The sequence below is a fragment of the Pseudomonas paraversuta genome (assembly GCF_904067025.1).
GTDB classification, from domain to species: Bacteria; Pseudomonadota; Gammaproteobacteria; order Pseudomonadales; family Pseudomonadaceae; genus Aquipseudomonas; species Aquipseudomonas paraversuta.
The window spans coordinates 2,933,065-2,952,143 of sequence record NZ_CAJFDA010000001.1; the positions used below are offsets into that span (position 1 = coordinate 2,933,065).

Annotated in this window: 13 protein-coding genes; 6 read left to right on the forward strand and 7 right to left on the reverse strand. The window is 60.5% G+C overall.

Features of this window, described 5'->3' with window-relative positions:
* Positions 1–8: 8 nt before the first annotated feature.
* Complete coding sequence (gene leuC, locus JQ848_RS13320) at positions 9–1,427, reverse strand: 3-isopropylmalate dehydratase large subunit (RefSeq protein ID WP_003446169.1); 1,419 nt, start codon at positions 1,425–1,427, stop codon at positions 9–11.
* Positions 1,428–1,560: 133 nt separating this feature from the next.
* Between leuC and JQ848_RS13325 the strand changes: the two genes are divergently transcribed.
* The 3 genes from JQ848_RS13325 (at position 1,561) to JQ848_RS13335 (ending at position 6,532) form a co-directional block, all read left to right on the forward strand.
* Positions 1,561–2,454: a LysR family transcriptional regulator gene (locus JQ848_RS13325; RefSeq protein WP_003446171.1), complete on the forward strand. Its 894-nt coding sequence runs from the start codon at positions 1,561–1,563 to the stop codon at positions 2,452–2,454.
* 63 nt (positions 2,455–2,517) lie between these two features.
* Positions 2,518–5,136: a sensor domain-containing protein gene (locus JQ848_RS13330; protein ID WP_202210820.1), complete on the forward strand. Its 2,619-nt coding sequence runs from the start codon at positions 2,518–2,520 to the stop codon at positions 5,134–5,136.
* A gap of 214 nt (positions 5,137–5,350) precedes the next feature.
* Positions 5,351–6,532 carry an acetyl-CoA C-acyltransferase family protein gene (locus tag JQ848_RS13335; protein ID WP_010656920.1) on the forward strand — a complete coding sequence of 394 codons (1,182 nt, stop codon included), beginning with the start codon at positions 5,351–5,353 and terminating at the stop codon, positions 6,530–6,532.
* Between the two features lie 118 nt (positions 6,533–6,650).
* Here JQ848_RS13335 and JQ848_RS13340 read toward each other — a convergent pair whose 3' ends face one another.
* A complete protein-coding gene (locus JQ848_RS13340; RefSeq protein WP_003446176.1) occupies positions 6,651–7,517 on the reverse strand; it encodes a pirin family protein in 867 nt (288 codons plus the stop codon).
* Positions 7,518–8,317: 800 nt separating this feature from the next.
* Between JQ848_RS13340 and JQ848_RS13345 the strand changes: the two genes are divergently transcribed.
* The gene (locus tag JQ848_RS13345; RefSeq protein WP_202210821.1) at positions 8,318–10,747 is read left to right on the forward strand and encodes a TonB-dependent siderophore receptor; all 2,430 of its coding nucleotides are present in this window, start codon (positions 8,318–8,320) and stop codon (positions 10,745–10,747) included.
* Between the two features lie 93 nt (positions 10,748–10,840).
* Here the strand turns inward: JQ848_RS13345 and JQ848_RS13350 are convergent, their stop codons facing one another.
* The 5 genes from JQ848_RS13350 to JQ848_RS13370 form a co-directional block, all read right to left on the reverse strand.
* Entirely contained in the window at positions 10,841–12,667 is a 1,827-nt protein-coding gene (locus JQ848_RS13350) for a glycoside hydrolase family 15 protein (protein ID WP_202211299.1), read from the reverse strand.
* Positions 12,660–13,460 carry a glucose 1-dehydrogenase gene (locus JQ848_RS13355; protein WP_003446188.1) on the reverse strand — a complete coding sequence of 267 codons (801 nt, stop codon included), beginning with the start codon at positions 13,458–13,460 and terminating at the stop codon, positions 12,660–12,662. Before JQ848_RS13355 ends, JQ848_RS13350 begins: the two co-directional genes overlap by 8 nt.
* Before the next feature lie 200 nt (positions 13,461–13,660).
* The gene (gene hcnC, locus JQ848_RS13360; protein WP_003446189.1) at positions 13,661–14,917 is read right to left on the reverse strand and encodes a cyanide-forming glycine dehydrogenase subunit HcnC; all 1,257 of its coding nucleotides are present in this window, start codon (positions 14,915–14,917) and stop codon (positions 13,661–13,663) included.
* 1 nt (position 14,918) lies between these two features.
* Positions 14,919–16,316: a cyanide-forming glycine dehydrogenase subunit HcnB gene (hcnB, locus tag JQ848_RS13365; RefSeq protein ID WP_202210822.1), complete on the reverse strand. Its 1,398-nt coding sequence runs from the start codon at positions 16,314–16,316 to the stop codon at positions 14,919–14,921.
* Positions 16,313–16,630 (reverse strand): (2Fe-2S)-binding protein, encoded by a 318-nt coding sequence (locus JQ848_RS13370; protein WP_003446191.1) that lies wholly within the window; start codon positions 16,628–16,630, stop codon positions 16,313–16,315. The genes hcnB and JQ848_RS13370 overlap by 4 nt, the downstream gene beginning before the upstream one ends.
* Before the next feature lie 180 nt (positions 16,631–16,810).
* Between JQ848_RS13370 and JQ848_RS13375 the strand changes: the two genes are divergently transcribed.
* Positions 16,811–17,674, forward strand: a complete 864-nt coding sequence (locus JQ848_RS13375) for a LysR family transcriptional regulator (protein WP_003446192.1) — start codon at positions 16,811–16,813, stop codon at positions 17,672–17,674.
* 128 nt (positions 17,675–17,802) lie between these two features.
* Positions 17,803–19,047, forward strand: a complete 1,245-nt coding sequence (locus JQ848_RS13380; RefSeq protein ID WP_003446193.1) for a D-mannose isomerase — start codon at positions 17,803–17,805, stop codon at positions 19,045–19,047.
* Positions 19,048–19,079: the final 32 nt, after the last annotated feature.

A 19,079-nucleotide genomic window follows, 5' to 3' on the forward strand; every position in this document is an offset into this window, starting at 1 on the left:
GCAGCTCCTTAAACCAATTCGCGGACGTCGATGAAACGACCGTTTACAGCGGCGGCGGCGGCCATCGCCGGGCTCACCAGGTGAGTACGACCACCGGCGCCCTGACGGCCTTCAAAGTTACGGTTGGAGGTCGAAGCGCAGTGCTCGCCCGACTCCAGGCGGTCCGGGTTCATGGCCAGGCACATCGAACAGCCCGGTTCGCGCCATTCAAAACCGGCCTCCAGGAAAATCTTGTCCAGACCTTCGGACTCGGCCTGGGCTTTAACCAGACCCGAGCCCGGCACCACGATCGCCTGCTTGATGGTGGAGGCCACTTTGCGGCCCTTGGCGACCACTGCCGCAGCGCGCAAGTCTTCGATCCGCGAGTTGGTGCACGAACCAATGAACACGCGATCCAGCTGGATATCGGTGATCGCCTGATTGGCGTTCAGGCCCATGTACTTCAAGGCACGTTCGATCGAACCACGCTTGACCAGGTCAGCTTCCTGCGCCGGATCGGGAACGTTCTGATCCACCGCCAGAACCATTTCAGGGGAGGTACCCCAGCTGACTTGCGGCTTGATCTGCGCCGCATCGAACTTGATCACGCTGTCGAAATGCGCGTCGGCATCGGAAACCAGATCCTTCCAGGCTTCCACGGCCAGATCCCACTCGGCGCCCTTCGGTGCAAACGGGCGACCCTTGACATAGGCCACGGTCTTTTCGTCCGCTGCAACCAGACCCACGCGGGCACCGGCTTCGATGGACATGTTGCAAATGGTCATGCGCCCTTCAACCGACAAATCGCGAATCGCACTGCCGGCAAACTCAATGGCATGACCATTGCCGCCTGCGGTACCGATTTTCCCGATCACTGCCAGCACGATGTCCTTGGCGGTCACGCCGAACGGCAATTGACCTTCAACCGAGACCAGCATGTTTTTCATTTTCTTGGCCACCAGACACTGGGTGGCGAGCACGTGCTCCACCTCGGAAGTGCCGATACCGTGGGCCAATGCGCCAAATGCACCATGGGTCGAGGTGTGCGAATCACCGCAAACCACGGTCATGCCCGGCAAGGTCGCGCCCTGCTCGGGGCCGATCACGTGAACGATGCCCTGGCGGATGTCGTTCATTTTGAATTCGGTGATGCCGTACTCGTCGCAATTGTCGTCGAGGGTTTGCACCTGCAAACGGGAAACCTGGTCGGTAATGGCCTCAATCCCGCCCTTGCGCTCCGGCGTGGTCGGTACGTTATGGTCCGGGGTCGCGATGTTGGCATCGATGCGCCAAGGCTTGCGCCCGGCCAGACGCAGACCTTCAAAGGCCTGCGGCGACGTCACTTCATGAATGATGTGACGATCGATGTAGATCAGCGCCGAGCCATCGTCGCGCTGCTTGACCAAATGCGAATCCCAGAGCTTGTCGTAGAGCGTTTTGCCGGCCATCAGACGGTTTCCTCATCAGCTACTTTTCTGTGCCAATAACCACTTGGCTTGTGAGGTCGATCCTATGGCGTTACAGTTAATAACTCAAATTCATAATTTTCATGCTTTGGATAACCAACAGGAATTCGAATAGATGGATCTCGCGAATCTCAATGCTTTTATCGCTATTGCTGAAACCGGGAGCTTCTCCGGGGCTGCCGAACGCCTGTTCCTGACCCAGCCGGCGATCAGCAAACGCATCGCCAGTATCGAGCAGCAACTCAAGCTCAGGCTGTTCGACCGGCTGGGCCGCGAAGTCAGCCTGACCGAGGCCGGGCGGGCCTTGCTGCCGCGGGCCTACCAGATCCTCAACGTCCTGGACGACACCCGCCGGGCGCTGAACAACCTCAACGGTGAGGTCAGTGGCCGCCTGACTCTGGCCACCAGCCATCATATTGGCCTGCACCGCCTGCCGCCCCTGCTGCGCGAGTTCACCCGCACCTACCCGAAGGTCGCGCTGGATATTCAGTTCCTGGATTCAGAAGTGGCCTACGAAGAAATTCTCCACGGCCGCGCCGAACTGGCGGTCATCACCCTGGCCCCGGAGCCCCATTCGCTGATTCGCGCCGTGCCGGTGTGGGATGATCCGCTGGACTTCGTAGTCGCCCCCGAACATACCCTCACCCGCCGTTCGAAGGTCAGTCTGGCCGACATTGCCCACCATCCGGCAGTGTTTCCGGGCGGTAATACCTTCACCCACCATATTGTCCAGCGCCTGTTTGAAGCCCAGGGCCTGACGCCCAATATCGCCATGAGCACCAACTACCTGGAAACCATCAAGATGATGGTCTCCATCGGCCTGGCGTGGAGCGTCCTGCCGCGCACCATGCTCGATGAGCAAGTGGCATCGATCGAGTTACCCGGCATTCAACTGACGCGCCAGCTAGGCTACATCGTGCACACAGAAAGAACCCTGTCCAATGCCGCACATGCCTTCATGAAACTACTGGATGCCCAGGTCGACAGGGGTCACAGTGAGCAACCCTGAGATCGCTCCAGCGGTTCAGAAGCAAAACCGTCTCAATGGATCGAGATCCAAGGATCGCAGTCAATGCCATACCAGAGATATACCAGCCTCCCCCTAGACGGTTTGACTGAGGTTGACCCGATATCGCTGGAACACGGCAGGCAAAACAACGGGTCAGCGCAGCCCTGGTACTGGGACATTGAAACGGGGCTCATCAACAATGCAAGCCATCGGCGCACACGCCAGCAAGCGCTCAACAACTCAGAACAGCGCTTCGCCACACTCTTTCATTTATCGCCCCACATGGTGCTGCTGGTGCGCATCGAAGACGGGTTGATCAGTGAGGCCAACCATTGGTTCGAGAGCCTGCTGGGCTGGCCGTTAAACCAGGCAATCGGGCGTACGACCATCGAACTGGGGATCTGGCCAGATCCCCGGCAGCGCAAACAATTCATCAAGAACATACGCAGCAAAAATGCCTCGGTGAGTATGGAAGTCTGCCTGCAGGGCCGTGATGGACAACTGCACGACGGCATCCTCAGCGCACAAAAAGTCGAACTGGAGGGCGAGGCCTATCTGGTCAGTAGCTTCATGGACACCCGCAAAAGCAAAGAAGTCGAGCAAGCCTTGATCGACAGTCAGGAGCGCCTGGACCTGGCGCTGGACTCGGCACAACTGGGTACCTGGGACTGGCATATCCCCAGCGACAGACTCTACGGCTCGGCCCGTGCCGCCCAACTGCACGGCCTGCCGGCAGAACCGTTCAACGAGTCATTCGAAGCGTTCTTCGACGGTGTGCCCGAAGCCGAGCGTGACAATATGCGCGACACCTATCGCACACTGCGCGAAGGCCCCGCCGGGAGTTATCAACTGACCTATCGGGTGCCCGGCGAGAACGACACTTCACGCTACATAGAAAGTCGTGCCCGGCTCTATCGCGACGCTGAAGGTCTGCCCCTGCGCATGGCCGGGACCTTGCTCGACATCACCGAGCAAGTGGAGCGCGAACAACGCCTGAGCGCCTCCGAAGACAAATTTGCCAAGGCATTCCACTCCAGCCCCGATGCCATCACCATCAGCGAACTTGCCACTGGCAACTATCTGGAAGTGAATGACGGCTTCAGCCGGCTGACCGGATACAGCAGCGCCGAGGTGATTGGCCGCAGCCCTTACGAACTGGGGATCTGGGGGCATAGCTCACAGCGTCAGGCATTACTCGACGAGATCAAGGAAAAGGGCCGTATCCGCAACCGGGAAATACTCGGGCGCTCCAGACGCGGCGCCCTGCTCAACCTTGAGATATCCATCGAACCGATCACCCTTAATGACACCCCCTGCCTGTTGCTTACTGCCCGCGACATCAGCCAGCTCAAAGCGGCCCAGGCCCAGGCCAGCCACCTGGCCTACCACGACCCGCTGACCAACCTGGCGAACCGCTCGTTGCTGCTGGAGCGCCTGAACCATCAGACCGAGCTGCTTGAACACCATGATCTGCGCGGGGCGCTGTTGTTTCTGGATCTGGATCACTTCAAACACATCAACGACTCGCTCGGGCATCCGGTGGGCGACTCGGTGCTGAAAATCATCACCGCCCGGCTCGAAGCCAGTGTCCGCAGCGAAGACACCGTGGCACGCCTGGGCGGTGACGAGTTTGTAGTACTGCTGACCGGTCTCAAGGGTTCGCTGCAAGCAGTCACGCTTAATGTTCTGCGTACTGCCGACACCTTGCGCGAGCTGCTGGCCGAACCCATGTTTCTCGATGGCCAGCGCCTGCAAGTAACCCCCAGCATCGGCATTGCCTTGCTGCCCGACCATGGGATCACCGCGACAGACCTGCTGAAACGGGCCGACATTGCCCTGTATCGGGCCAAGGATTGCGGGCGTAATACCAGCCAGCTATTCGATTTTTCCATGCAGGCTGCGGCCAGCGAACGCATGAACATGGAAAGCGCCCTGCGCACAGCGTTGGCACGCAACGAGTTCAGCCTGCACTTTCAGCCCCAGGTCGACGCCCGGGAAAACCGCATCGTCGGCGCTGAAGCACTGCTGCGCTGGCAGCACCCGCAACTGGGCGCACAATCCCCGGCCGATTTCATCAAGATCCTCGAAGACAGCGGCCTGATTCTGGAAGTGGGCGCCTGGATTCTCGATGAAGCCTGCCATTCGTTCGGCAAATTGTTGCGCGAAGGCCTTATCGACCCCCAGGCATTCAGCCTGTGCGTCAACATCAGCCCCCGGCAGTTTCGCCAAAGCGACTTCGTAGAACAGGTCAAGCGCAGCCTGTTGCACCATGACCTGCCCTGCTCGATGCTCAAGCTGGAAGTCACCGAAGGCATCGTGATTCAGAATCTGGAAGACACCATCGCCAAAATGCAGGCGCTCATCGCGTTGGGAGTGAGCTTTGCGATGGACGACTTCGGCACGGGCTACTCCTCGCTGACCCATCTCAAACGCCTGCCTGTGGACACCCTGAAAATCGACCAGTCGTTTGTGCGCGACGCCATTAACGCCCCCAACGATGCGGAAATCATCCGCGCCATTGTTGCCATGGCCCGCAGCCTGAAAATCAAGGTGGTGGCCGAAGGCGTCGAACAAGCGGCCCAGCTCCAGTTTCTGCAGAGTATTGGTTGCCATCTGTACCAGGGCTACCTGCACAGCCGGCCGGTGCCTCTGGCCCAGTTCCGCAAACTGCTGCAACACTGACCCCACCTGAAAACCCCGAAACCCCTGTAGGAGCGAGCTTGCTCGCGAGCTGTTCCAACCCGGCACGAAGGGCTATCGGGCACGTTCGCTCCTGCATCTCATGGCCCACATCCCATGAAGAGCGGATTTACCCTGCAAACGGACTACTCTGTGCCCCCTGGCCCCATGAAATAATCCAGTCTGTTACGAGTCAGAAAAATAATAAGGACCTACCATGCAAACCTCCGAGATTTTCATCCTGGGCGCCCGGCGCACCGCCATCGGCACCTTTGGCGGTGCACTCAAGGACGTTGCCCTGTGCGACCTGGCCACCACGGCAGTCAAGGCCGCCCTTATCGCTAGCCAGGTCGACCCGCAACGCATCGGCCACGTGGTGATGGGCAACGTGATTCCAACCGCCCCCCAGGACGCCTATCTGGCACGAGTGGCTGCAATCAACGCCGGCATCCCCAAGCAAACCCCCGCGTACAACGTTAATCGCCTCTGCGGCTCGGGCCTGCAGGCGATCATTTCTGCCGCCCATACCCTGATGCTCGGCGATGCTGATTTCGCCATCGGCGCCGGGGCCGAGTCCATGAGCCGCGGCCCGTACTTGCTGCCATCCGCCCGCTGGGGCGCGCGTATGGGCGATGCCCAGGTGCAGGATTATATGCTGGGCATTCTCCACGACCCGTTCCACGGTATTCACATGGGGATCACTGCCGAGAATATTGCGCAGCGCAACCATATCAGTCGCGAGGTACAGGACGCCCTGGCGCTGACAGACCAGCAGCGTGCCGCCCACGCCATCGCCCAGGGTTATTTCGACAGCCAGATCGCTGCCGTCGAGGTTAAAAGCCGCAAAGGCAGCGTCTTGTTCGACGTTGACGAACACCCGCGGGCTACCACCCTGGAACAGCTTGGGCAAATGAAGCCGGCGTTCAAAAAAGACGGCAGCGTGACGGCCGGTAACGCCTCGGGGCTCAACGACGGCGCCGCTGCGCTGGTGTTGGCCAGTGGTGCCGCGGTCAAGGCTGACAACCTCGCGCCTGTCGCACGCCTGGTGGCCTATGCCCACGCCGGGGTAGAACCTGAACTGATGGGGCTGGGCCCCATTCCGGCGACTCGTCTGGCGCTCAAGCGCGCAGGCTTGAAGATCGGCGACATGGACGTGATTGAAGCCAATATCGCCTTTGCGGCCCAGGCCTGTGCGGTGATGCAAGAACTGGAAATGGACCCGGCCCGGGTCAACCCCAATGGCTCCGGTATCGCTTTGGGCCATCCAGTGGGTGCCACCGGCGCGATTATCGCCACCAAGGCCATCCACGAACTGCACCGGATAAAAGGCCGCTATGCGCTGGCCACCATGTGTATCGGTGGCGGTCAGGGCATAGCGGTTATTTTCGAGCGAGTCTGAACCCGTAAATGACCGTAGTCGCTGCCGAAGGCTGCGATGGACTGCGTAAGACCTGCTGGTAACAGCGAAGGTCCTGCGGCCCTTGTCGCAGCCTGCGCCAGCGACTACGGCTGGCTTGTTACACCGGCATCCGGCCAAATTTCCCCGACTGGAAGTCGATGAAGGCCTGATGGATTTCAGCTTCGGTGTTCATCACAAACGGACCGTGCCCCACAATCGGTTCGTCGATGGGCTCACCGCTCAAGATCAACAGCACCGCATCGTTATTGGCCTCAAGACGAACCTGAGACCCGTCGCGGGCAAACAGCGCCATTTGTCCTTCGCGCACCACTTCCTGGCCATTGACCTCAACCGCACCGTGCAGCACCACCAACATGGTGTTGCGGCCCTGATGCAGATCGAGGGTGGTCGACTTGCCCGCGTTCAAGCGGATATCCCACACGTCGATCGGGGTGAAGGTACGGGCCGGGCCGCGCTGGCCGTCGAACTCGCCGGCGATCAAGCGCAGCCGGCCGGCACCGTCCTTGAGCGCCAGTTCAGGAATGTCCCGGTCGACGATACCCTGATAGCCAGCCTCGGCCATCTTGTCTTTGGCCGGCAGGTTGACCCACAGCTGCACCATTTCCAGGGTGCCGCCACTGCGGGCAAACGCCTCGGAATGGAACTCTTCATGCAGGATCCCCGACGCAGCGGTCATCCATTGCACATCACCGGGGCCGATAACCCCGCCGTTGCCGGTGGAGTCCCGATGCTCGACTTCACCTTTGTAGACGATGGTCACCGTCTCAAACCCACGATGGGGATGCTGGCCTACACCACGACGCTCGGTAGTGGGCGTGAATTCCGCAGGCCCGGCGTAATCAAGTAACAAGAACGGGCTGACGTGTTCACCCATGCTGTCGTAGGAAAATAACGTACGAACCGGAAAGCCATCACCGACCCAATGCGCACGTGGAGCCGTATAGACACCCAGAATGTTTTTCATGTTGCACCTCCTGTAAATCATGGCAACAAGGATAGATTCGTATCACCCATAAGACTAGACAGCATAAATAGCACTCAGCGTTCCATACATAGAACGACCCTGCCACCCATATCCCTGTATGGCTCCGACACAAATCCGGGCCCGCATCGCTGGCAAGCCAGCTCCCACAGAAGCTGTCCCCACGTAACCCTGCAGGAGCGAGCTTGCCTCGCGATGGCTCCGACACAAACCTGGAGCCCGCATCGCTGGCAAGCCAGCTCCCACAGAAGCTGTCCCCACATACCCCTGCAGGAGCGAGCGTGCCTCGCGATGGCTCCGATACAAATCCGGGGCCCGCATCGCTGGCAAGCCAGCTCCCACAGAAGCTGTCCCCACATAGCCCTGCAGGAGCGAGCTTGCCTCGCGATGGCTCCGATACAAATCCGGGCCCGCATCGCTGGCAAGCCAGCTCCCACAGAAGCTGTCCCCACATACCCCTGCAGGAGCGAGCTTGCCTCGCGATGGCTCCGACACAAACCCGGGGCCCGCATCGCTGGCAAGCCAGCTCCCACAGAAGCTGCCCCAACATAACCCTGTAGGAGCGAGCTTGCCTCGCGAGCTTTATATCGAGCCCGGATTGATTGCCGAGCGAATGCGGGAATCTTGAAAAGCTCGCGAGGCTAGCTCGCTCCTACAGGGTTTGGGGATTGCTCTGCAAAATCAAATCCAGCCAATTCAGTGGCTTGTTTCCGGTTTAACCCGCGTGCTGCGTCTTATAACTATTCGCATCAATCATTCCCCTCCCGGAGCCTCGGCACGCAATGCAACGATCCAATTTGAACCGTACCCTGTTAAGCAGCGCACTGCTGGCCTCGGCACTGCTGGGCACACCCATGGCTCTGGCCGCGCCGGTCGTGCTGAATATCCCGGCACAACCGCTGGCCAGCGCCCTGAACGAGTTCGGCAAGCAGACCAGTCTGCAAGTGCTCTACAGCCCGGATCAGGTACAGGGGATCAGTTCGCACTCCGTCTCGGGCTCACTGGAGCCGATCAAGGCTCTGGAAGCCCTGCTGCAGGGTAGCGGCATTTCATACCAGCTCAATGGCGACACGCTGATTCTCAATGTCGCCCAAGGCCAGGGCCTGGAGTTGGGTGCCACCACCATTTCCGGCCAGGGCCAGGGGGCGTTGCTGACCACAGAGGACACTGGGTCCTACACCACTGCCGCCAGCAACAGCTCGACCAAACTGCCGTTGTCGATCCGCGAAACCCCGCAGACCGTGACCGTAATTACCCGCCAGCTCATGGACGATCAGGCGGTCCAGAGCATCGGCGATGTGCTGCGTAACGCGCCGGGCATTTCGACCCAGGCCTACGACAGCGACCGCATGGAATATTCGGCCCGCGGCTACGCCATCACCAACTTCCAGTACGACGGCGTGAACGCCCGCTATGACGGGGTGTTCGATGAGGGCGCGACCAAGGTCGACATGGCCCTGTATGACCGGGTTGATATCGTCAAAGGCGCCACCGGCCTGCTGTCCGGCTCCGGCGAACCCTCGGCTACGGTCAACCTGATCCGCAAAAAACCGACCCGCGAATTCAAGGCGTCGGTGACTGCCAGCGCAGGCTCCTGGGACAACTACCGAACCGAAGGCGATATCTCCGGCCCGTTGAATGAAGACGCCAGCGTGCGCGGGCGCCTAGTCGGGGTGTATCAGGATGCCGATTCGTATCTGGATCACTACTCGAAAAAGAATGATGTGTTCTACGGCATCCTCGAAGCCGATATCACTCCCGATACCCTGCTGACCTTCGGCATGGACTATCAGAACATCAAGCCCCGCGGCTCGTCCTGGACCGGCAACCCCTACTACTTCTCCAACTACAGCAAGACCGACTTCAGTCGCTCGTTCAACCCGGCCACCGACTGGAGCCGTCGCGATGTAGTCGCGCAGACCACCTTCGCCTCCCTGGAACACCGCTTTGCCAATGAATGGAAAGTCAAAGGCAGCCTGACCCAGCAAACCAACGACCACGACACCCAACTGGGATCGGCCGGTGGCGGCATGCCGGACCCGGTCACCGGCGACGGCATGTTCTTCTACTGGGGCAAGTGGGAAGGTCACCGGGTGCAAAATACCTTCGACCTCAATGCCAGCGGCCCCTTCAGCCTGTTTGGCCGCGAACATGAACTGGTGGTCGGTGTTACTTCGCAGACCTCCCGCCAAACCGGGGCAACCTTTGATGCCAGTGAAATCGGCAAGGTCCCCGGCAGCATCTTTGACTGGAAGGGTGATTACCCGAAACCCTACTTCCCGAAAAACGGCAAATACCAGACCAACGAAAACCAGAACAGTGCTTACCTCGCTGCGCGCTTCAGGCCGACCGACGACCTGTCGCTGATTCTCGGCAGCCGCGTGAGCGACTTCCAGTACAACGACACGCGCACGTACTACGTGCAAACCCCCACCTTCAGCGACAACAAGACCACCTCCAAACAGCACGGCAAAGTCACGCCCTACGCTGGCGTGGTGTATGACCTGAACGACACCTACTCGGCGTACGCCAGCTACACCTCGATTTACAAACCGGTCACCGAGCGCAGCAAGTCCGGCACAACCCTGGCGCCCACCGAAGGCAACAGTTATGAAATCGGTTTGAAGGGTGAATACTTCGACGGCCGCCTGAATGCCAGTGCCGCGGTGTTCCGCACCGAGCAGAAAAACCTGGCCGTCTATGCAGGCATCGACGCTGCCAACCAGACTTACTATGAGTCCGTCGACGGAGCGACCACCAAAGGCATCGAATTCGAGCTGGCCGGTGAACTGATGCCGGACTGGAACCTGATGGCCGGTTACACCTACGCCCAGACCAAAACCGCAGATGGCGGTCGTCTGTACGGCTACCCGCTGGAAACCACCAAGCCTGAAAACGTGGCGCGGGTATTTACCACCTACCGCCTGCCGGGGGTGTTGAACAAAGTTATCGTGGGCGGTGGTGTCAACTGGCAGAGCCCGTTCTACGGCAAGATCTACAACGATGCCAAGGGTGACTACGACATCATCGAGCAGCACAGTTACGCGCTGGTCAACCTGATGACCCGCTACGAGTACAGCGATCACCTGAGCTTCAACCTCAACGCCAACAACCTGTTCGACAAGAAATACCTGTCGGGCCTGGGCAACTTCAGCACCACCTACTACGGCGAGCCGCGCAGCCTGATGCTGACCAGCAAATACATCTTCTAAAAGCCGGCCCCGCATCGCTGGCAAGCCAGCTCCCACAGGTATTGGGTGCAGCGCGGGCCGTAACCCTGTAGGAGCGAGCTTTTCAAGACAGGGTCAGGGCTGCCACTGGGGCTTTTGGTGGTCGAGCTTTCGGTCCAGAAAGCTCGCCGCGCTGATCAACGCCAAATGGGTCAAGGCTTGCGGGGTATTGCCCAAATGCCTGGCATAAAGGTCGAACTCTTCGGCATACAGCCCCAGCGGGTTGGCGTAACGCAATAACTGTTCAAATTCCAGATGCGCCTTTTCCACCTGTCCGGCCCTGGCCAGGCATTCCACGTACCAGAAGGAACAGGCGGCAAACGCACCTTCTGTGCCTTGCAGGCCATCCAGGCCACTGTCGTCATTGCGATAGCGATAAACCATGCCATCACGCACCAGACTCTTTTCAATGGCCGCAAGGGTCGCCAGCCAGGCCGGATCTTTCGCTGCGACAAAACGCACCAGCGGCATCAACAACATCGAACCATCCAGCGCCGTGCCGCCCTTGTACTGGACAAAATGGCCGAGCTCGGCATTCCAGAAGTTCTGCCAGATGTCAGTGTGAATCTCTTGCCGGGTCTCGTTCCAGCGGGAGAACGGCGCAGGCAACGAGCGCTTGGAGGCCAGGCGAATGGCACGGTCCAGCGCCACCCAGCACATCAGCCGGGAGTGCAAAAAGTGATGCTTCTCGCCGCGCATCTCCCAAATCCCCACATCCTCCTCCTGCCAGGTCACGCACACGTGATCGACAATCTGGGTCACATGCTGCCAACCCTCATGGCTGATGGCCTCGCCGTATTTGTTGGTCAGATACACCGCGTCCAGCAGCTCACCAAAAATATCCAGCTGCACCTGATCAAATGCGCCGTTGCCAATCCGCACCGGCCTGGCGCCGCCGTATCCGGACAAGTGGCTCAGCTCTACCTCGGGCAAATCATTGCGGCCGTCAATGCTGTACATGATGTTCAGCTTCAGGGGCTGGTCGCAGCACTCCCCTACCCGGCCACGCAGCCAGCGCATAAAGCCATTGGCCTCATCGACAAAGCCCAGGCGCATAAAGGCATAAACCGTGAAGGACGCATCGCGAATCCAGGTATAGCGGTAATCCCAGTTACGCTCGCCCCCCGGGGTTTCCGGCAAGCCAAAGGTGGCGGCCGCAATGATCGCGCCCTCCTTGCGCGAGGTCAGCAGCTTGAGGGTCAGGGCCGAGCGGTTGATCATTTCCCGCCAGCGTCCGCGATAGATCGACTGTGCGATCCACTGCCGCCAGAATTGCAGGGTGCGCTGTAATGCCAGGTCGCTGGCGTCCACTTTCACCCGCTCATCGTCAACTGCACCCAGTACAAACTCGGCCGTTTCACCCTCCGCCAGGGTGAACGTGCTACAGGCCGCTTGATCCGCAACCTTCAAGGGAACACTGGAGGCCAGTCGAAGACCGGGCTGCCCCTCGGCGTCGAAGCACACATCCTCACCATCGGCACGGGCTTTGGTGGCCGCGCGGGCGTAGTCATGGCGAACCGCGCAGCGCAGCAAAAAGGTGGCGCTGCCGCTGACCACGCGCACGCGGCGCATCAGGAGCGGCAGTTGATCATCGTGGTCACTGACCGGCAGCAAATCGGTAATTTCCACCACCGCTTGCGGCGCCAGCCAGCGGGTCTGCAAAACGTTGGTGTCGGGGAGGTAAATTTGCTCGCGGCGGGCATCGGCTATCTGCGGGGCCAGTTGAAAAATCCCTGCCTGGGGGGTGTCCAGCAGTGAGCAGAAGATGGCAGGACTGTCGAACTCGGGCCAACAGAAAAAATCCACACTGCCCTGGTCATTGACCAATGCCGCAGTGCGCATGTCGCCAATAATGCCGTGTGCCTCGATCGAGCTTTGCAATTCGTCCTGGATGTTAACCATTGTCACGGAACTCCGGATAAAGGCTCATGCCGCCATCGATAAACAAGGTAGTCCCTACTACATAATCCGAGGCATCGCTGGCCAGCCACACCACCGCGCTGGCCACATCCCCGGGCTCACCGACGCGACCATAGGGGATCAGTTTCAGCAGTTGCTTCTCGGCCGCGCCCTGGGTCACGTCGCGATTGATTGCCGTGCGAATGGCCCCGGGGGCAATGCCGTTGACCCGGATCTTTTGCTCGCTGACTTCCTGCGCGAGGCTGCGCATCAGCATTTCAACGCCGCCCTTGGAGGCTGCATAGTTCACATGCCCGGCCCAGGGAATCAGTTGGTGCACAGAGCTCATATGAATGATTTTGCCTGCTGCACAGGACACGCCTTCACGAACGCCCTGACGGTTGAAGATCTTCAGGGCTGAGCGCGCGCACAGGAACTGGCCGGTGAGATTGACACCGATGACGGTGTTCCATTGTTCCAGGGTCATGTCGGTGATTGCGGCGTCTCTCTGCAGCCCTGAATTAGCGACCAGAATGTCGAGATAGCCGAAAGCATCCAGGGTTTGTGCAAACAGGCGTTCAACTTCAGCCTCTTTCGATACATCGGCCCCCAGGGCAATGGCTTTGCCGCCTGCGGCGTTGATTTCGTCTGCCAGTGCCTGGGCGGGAGCTGCCTGGGAGTTGTAGTTGAGGACCACCGAGGCACCGGCAGCCGCCAGGGCCCGGGCGCTGGCAGCCCCCAGCCCGGAACTGGCCCCGGTGACCAGGGCGACCTGATGCGCGAGAGAAATCTGCATGGTTGTCTGCGCCTGCTTTATGAATGGGCATAACGGCTGACCCATGCAGGGCTACAGGAGTTCAAAGCGCAATATTGGCGTTACCTGCACAACCCGCAATCACCGCAGTCGCTGCCGAAGGCTGCGATCCACGGCGCAGCCTTGGCAGATCGGGGATCGCAGCCTCGTTTTTCGTCAGCGACTACAAGCCCTGACGCCCTTCAGGCGCCTATCACTTTTTTTAGCCCCACCGGTTGCAGGTTAAACCTGTCCGCCAGAAACGGCGTGACATCCAGCGGCAACGGTTGATCACGCACCAGCGCATCCAGCATGACCCCGGTGATCGCCGAGGTCAGGATGCCGGTACGGAAATGCCCGCAGGCGTTCAAGTACCCTTCAACCCCTGCCATCGGCCCCAAAATCGGCAGTTCATCCGGCGACCCCGGGCGCAACCCGGCCCAGGTGCGCTTGAGGTTGACGTCTTTGAGCTCTGGAATGCAACGCATCGCCCCCTGCACCAAACCGGCAATCTCCGGGAAGGTGGTGCTCACGTCGAACCCCTTGTCTTCGGTGGTACTGCCAATCAGGATTTCTCCATTGTCCTTTTGCGCCAGGTAACAGTCGCTGGTGGTCAGGCAGCCGTTAAGCAGCTTGGGCATGCGCTCGGTCAAGACGATCTGGCCCTTGACCGGCGCCACGGGGATGCTCAGGTCCGTGGCCATCACGCTGAGTTCTGCGGCCCAGGCGCCGGCAGCATTGATCAGGGTCTTGCAGTGAAATGCACCCTGGTTGTCAGTGCGTACCCCCACCACCTTGCTGCCCTGACGCAGCACCTCGGTGACGTTGCTGTTGAAGTACAGGTCGACGCCATTTTGCCGCGCACCTTCGGTGTAGGCATCGGTCAGCCGGAACGGGCTCACCTGGTGGTCACAGAGAAACTCCAGCGCCCCCAGGGCGTCATGGCTGACGCTCGGCTCGGACTCGCGCAAGGCAGCCTGGTCAAGCCAGCGCACCTCGTCGCTCAGGTGCGGGATGTTGGCAACGATATGCTCGGCGTAGAGACGGTCTTCATCGTCGTAAATCACGTACTTGAGCCCGGTACGCTCGAACTTGAAGTCCATGCCGTGCTTTTCGATCATTTCCTGATGCAGGCCCGGGTACAGCGCATTGGACTGCAGGGCGAAGTCAAAGAAACACTCCGGCAGGATATGCGGGGTGCTGGAGTCGACGATCACCGCCGTACCCTGGGCTTCACGCTTGCGCTCGGCAGACATCATGCGAAAAAAGATCACTCCGCAGCCAAGCCCGACAGACTCGCCGATGGCCCAAAGACCACCCGCCGACGCGCGGCTGGCATTGCCCGGGCGCTTGCAGTCGATCATCGCCACTTTCAGGTCTTTGCGACGGGACAGGTGGTAGGCACAGGAAGCACCGATAACGCCACCACCGGCGATTACAACGTCATATGTCTTGATCATGTCAGGCATCCTTGCAGGCATTGGTAAAAGCCGAAAACGGCACCGGTTCCAGCGGAAAACGCGGGCGCAACCAACCCACATCCTGGCGGCCGGTGGACTCGCGCAGGCGATCACTGCAGTAGCCGACGCACATCCGGCCCTGACAGTCGCCCATGCTGACCCGCGTGCGCATTTTCAGGCTGGCCATGTCCTGCACCCCCTGGCTAAGGGCCAGGTCGATGTCGGCTCGGGTGACGTTCTCGCAGCGGCAAACCACTGTGTCCGCCTGGGGCAATTCGATCTGGCGCGTACCCCGTTGGGTATAGCGATCGATGGCGCCACGAAAGCGCACGATGGTGTTGAGCCGTGAAAGATAAACCCGCCGCTGGGCCCGGGCCTGTTTCTCGCTCAGAACCCCGCGCTGGAGCAAAATCGATAACGCCGCGATCCGTCCGGTGAGCATCGCCGCTTCACCGCCGCGCATGCCGGTGACATCACCGGCCAGGTGGATGTGCGGCTGATTGCTGCGCTGCCAGGTATCGGCTTTGACAGCCAGGTAGCCGTCGACGTTGTAGGCGTGATCAAGACCCATTTGCTGAGTCAGTTGCGTACGGGGGATAAAGCCGTAGCCCACCGCCAGCGTACGGGCCATGACCGGTTGCGCCTTGCTCAGGTCCGGTTGCCAGGTGTCGGAGTACGGCGCCACTATGACTTCGCTCAGCTCGCCGTCACCCCGCGCCTGCACTACGCCCCAACCGTAACGCACGGTCACGCCGTGGCGCTTGAGGTACATCAGCATGCTCAAGCCGTCGAGAAACAGCTGGGGCTGGTTCAGCAGCGCCAGGCTTTCCTTGGCAATCCGGGTAAATTCACAGGCCTCATACACACCGGCCACTTCAACACCCGCCGCGTGCAACTGGCACGCCACCAGCATCAACAGCGGCCCGGTGCCGACGATCAGCGTCGGCCCACGGGGTTTGACCACGCCACTTTTGATCTGCAGTTGCAGACCGCCAAGCATGATCACCCCGGGAATGGTCCAGCCAGGAAACGGCACGCTGCGTTCATGGCACCCGGCGCCCAGCAACAGCTGGCCGAAGCCGACTTCCTGCAGACGTTCATCCGGGTCCAGCACTTGCAGGCTGTGTTCGCCCTGCCCGCCGACTACGCGGTGGTTGAGGCGCACATCTACCGAGTGGGCAATGTCGGCAAACTCTGCGTGCAGTTTGTGCAGTGCATCCTTGTAGCGCTCCCCCAGATAGTCGAGCTCGACACCTTCACGCAATGGCCCGCGATAAACCACGCCACCCAGTCTGGAGGCTTCTTCCAGCAAGGTGCTGCGCACTCCATGCTGCGCCAGCTCGATAGCTGCCGAAATAGCCGCCGGACCACCGCCGACAATCACCGGATCCGGGCTCATAACACAGCCTCTTGTGCAGTGACCCGGTTGGTCCCGGTTTCCACGCTCATCCCCGGCTGCACCAGGGTCTGGCAGGCCCGGCGTTTGTGCCGGCCATCGATCTTGACCAGGCAGCAATAGCACACCCCCATGCCGCAATAAGCACCATTCATTTCACCGTGATCGTTCGGTGACAACTGGCGCACCCCCACTGCATTCAACACGCTGAGCACGGTCTCTCCTTTAGCTGCATTTACCGCCTGCCCATTGATCAGGATCGACATGTCAGCCTTTATCAAAGGTTGAATGTCGTACTGGCGGTTCAAGTCATCCATGTCTGGTATCCCTTTTTTGTGTGTGTTGCAGTTCGGCAAACCACTGGCACCCTGTGCCAGGGCAGGTGACGTTAGCTGAATATAAAAATCAGACATTGATGCAGGCCACTATAAGGTCGGTATTTATGTTTTTTGACCCGTTAGCCTTACACTGACGGCCCCTTGCAGACTGGCGCGATCATGGACCTCGACCTGGCCCGGACCTTTCTCGAAATTGTTCGCTGCGGCAGCCTCGCGAGTGCCGCCGAGAAACTTCATGTCACCCAGACAGCCGTCACGGCCCGGGTGCAAAAACTCGAAAGCCTGCTCGGCGTGACGCTGTTCATTCGCAACCGCGCAGGCGCCAGACTGACCTGCGACGGGGAAGCCTTCGTGGTCTACGCCAATCAGCTGCTGCAGACCTGGGAAGCCGCACGACGGGATCTGCCGCGCCCCGAAGGCTTGCACCAGATGCTGCATATCGGCGGTGAAGTCAGCCTGTGCAACCCGCTGATTCTGAGCTGGGCCAAAGCCCTGCGCGAACACCTGGACACCCACGCCTTGCGGGTGCAGATTCGTGACGGCGAGCAATTGTTGGAGCAGGTTGAAATGGGCCTGCTGGACGCGGCACTGGTCTATCAGCCGGTGTATTGGCCCGGGGTGCAGGTGGAGCAATTGCTGGAGGAAAAACTGATTCAGATCCGCCGCCCCGCCATGCCCGAACCCTATGTGTATGTGGACTGGGGCGAGGACTTCCGCCGCCAGCATGACGCAGCACTGCCGGACCGGGCGCGGGCCGCCATCAGCTTCAACCTGGGGCCGGTGGCATTGCACTACATTCTGGAAAACGGCGGCAGCGGCTACTTTCGCACCCGGGTGGTTCAGAGTTATCTGGACAGCGGCGCGCTGGAGCGCGTTCCCAAGGCCCCCGAGTTCAGTTACCCGACCTATCTGGTGTATTCCCGCGAACGCGACGGTAGCGCCTTGCAACAGGCTATCGAACTGCTGCGGGAGGTGGTCAAGCGCGACAGCGACTGGTCCCAGCGCTGGATCCCGGAGATTTGACCGGCCGTTGCCACGGCCTGTGGCAGCGGGCTTGTCCTTGCCGTAATGAAAGGTTTCAGCTTTCTACTTTGCAGCCAATCCCTTAGGCTGCGAGCGCCAGATAATCACAAGAACCGAACAGGTGGCCCATGACCGATCTCACCCGGACCAGCGACAGCTGGCTGACCTCCGCCCCCCATCAACAGTGGCTGCACGCCCAGGGCCAGACCCTGCTGGATTTCGCCAAGGCCGCCCGTGTTCCCTCCGGTTTCGCCGGCCTTGACCGCTTTGGCCAGCGCGCAGACGATGCCCCGGCAGACACGGTAACCACCGCCCGTATGGTTCACAGTTTCGCCCTGGCCCATATCCAGGGCCTGCCGGGTTGCGCACCATTGATCGACCACGGCCTGAAGGCACTGGCCGGGGCCTTGCGCGATGGCGTGCACGGCGGCTGGTTCGCCGCCCCCGACGCGCAGGATGGCAACACCCGCAAAGCCGCGTACCTGCATGCATTTGTCGCCCTGGCCGCCAGCTCCGCAGTGGTGGCCGGGCGCCCGGGCGCCAGTGCATTACTGGATGAAGCGGTAGCGGTGCTGGAAACACGGTTCTGGTGCGAAGACGAAGGTGCCCTGCTGGAGTCCTTCGCTAGTGACTGGAGCGACTGCGAAGCGTATCGCGGGGCCAACAGCAATATGCACGGCACCGAAACCTTTCTCGCCCTGGCCGACGTGCTCGACCAGGACCTGTGGCTGGAGCGCGCCCTGCGCATCAGCGAGCGGGTGATCCACCAGCACGCCGCGCAGTCCGCCTACCTGCCCGTCGAACACTTCGATGCCCGGTGGCAGCCGTTGCCGGAGTACAACCGGGACCATCCGTGCGATCCATTCCGCCCCTTCGGTAAAACCCCGGGTCACGCCTTTGAATGGGCGCGCCTGCTGCTGCACCTGGAAGCTGCGCGCAAGCAGCGCGGCCTGCCCGCGCCCGCCTGGTTGCTCGAAGACGCCCGCCAGCTGTTCCACAGTGCCAGCCTGCATGGCTGGAATGTCGATGGTGACACCGGCATTGTTTACACCCTGGACTGGGACAACCGGCCCGTGGTGCGCGAACGCCTGCACTGGACCCTGGCCGAAGCCTCGGCGGCAGCGGCGGCCTTGTTGCAACGCACCGGCGAGCAGGAATATGAAGTCTGGTATCAGTGCTTCTGGGACTACATCGACCTGCACCTGATCGATCGCCAGCACGGTAGCTGGCACCACGAACTGGGGCCTGACAATCAGCCTTCGGAAAAAATATGGCCCGGCAAGGGCGATCTGTACCACGCCTACCAGGCTACCTTGTTACCGCGCCTGCCGCTGGCCATCAGCCTGGCCAGCGCACTCAAACTGCGCCGTTGAAAGCCCATAAAGTCTGCGATTAGCGGTGCGCA

Excerpts from the sequence above, each read along its gene's own strand:
- JQ848_RS13340 (WP_003446176.1), bottom strand. The coding sequence starts at position 7,517 with ATGAAAAACATTCTGGGTGTCTATACGGCTCCACGTGCGCATTGGGTC.
- JQ848_RS13355 (WP_003446188.1), bottom strand. The coding sequence starts at position 13,460 with ATGCAGATTTCTCTCGCGCATCAGGTCGCCCTGGTCACCGGGGCCAGT.
- JQ848_RS13350 (WP_202211299.1), bottom strand. The coding sequence starts at position 12,667 with ATGGTTAACATCCAGGACGAATTGCAAAGCTCGATCGAGGCACACGGC.
- JQ848_RS13375 (WP_003446192.1), top strand. The coding sequence starts at position 16,811 with ATGGACCTCGACCTGGCCCGGACCTTTCTCGAAATTGTTCGCTGCGGC.
- JQ848_RS13335 (WP_010656920.1), top strand. The coding sequence starts at position 5,351 with ATGCAAACCTCCGAGATTTTCATCCTGGGCGCCCGGCGCACCGCCATC.
- JQ848_RS13330 (WP_202210820.1), top strand. The coding sequence starts at position 2,518 with ATGCCATACCAGAGATATACCAGCCTCCCCCTAGACGGTTTGACTGAG.
- hcnB (WP_202210822.1), bottom strand. The coding sequence starts at position 16,316 with ATGAGCCCGGATCCGGTGATTGTCGGCGGTGGTCCGGCGGCTATTTCG.
- JQ848_RS13370 (WP_003446191.1), bottom strand. The coding sequence starts at position 16,630 with ATGGATGACTTGAACCGCCAGTACGACATTCAACCTTTGATAAAGGCT.
- JQ848_RS13325 (WP_003446171.1), top strand. The coding sequence starts at position 1,561 with ATGGATCTCGCGAATCTCAATGCTTTTATCGCTATTGCTGAAACCGGG.
- JQ848_RS13380 (WP_003446193.1), top strand. The coding sequence starts at position 17,803 with ATGACCGATCTCACCCGGACCAGCGACAGCTGGCTGACCTCCGCCCCC.
- leuC (WP_003446169.1), bottom strand. The coding sequence starts at position 1,427 with ATGGCCGGCAAAACGCTCTACGACAAGCTCTGGGATTCGCATTTGGTC.
- JQ848_RS13345 (WP_202210821.1), top strand. The coding sequence starts at position 8,318 with ATGCAACGATCCAATTTGAACCGTACCCTGTTAAGCAGCGCACTGCTG.
- hcnC (WP_003446189.1), bottom strand. The coding sequence starts at position 14,917 with ATGATCAAGACATATGACGTTGTAATCGCCGGTGGTGGCGTTATCGGT.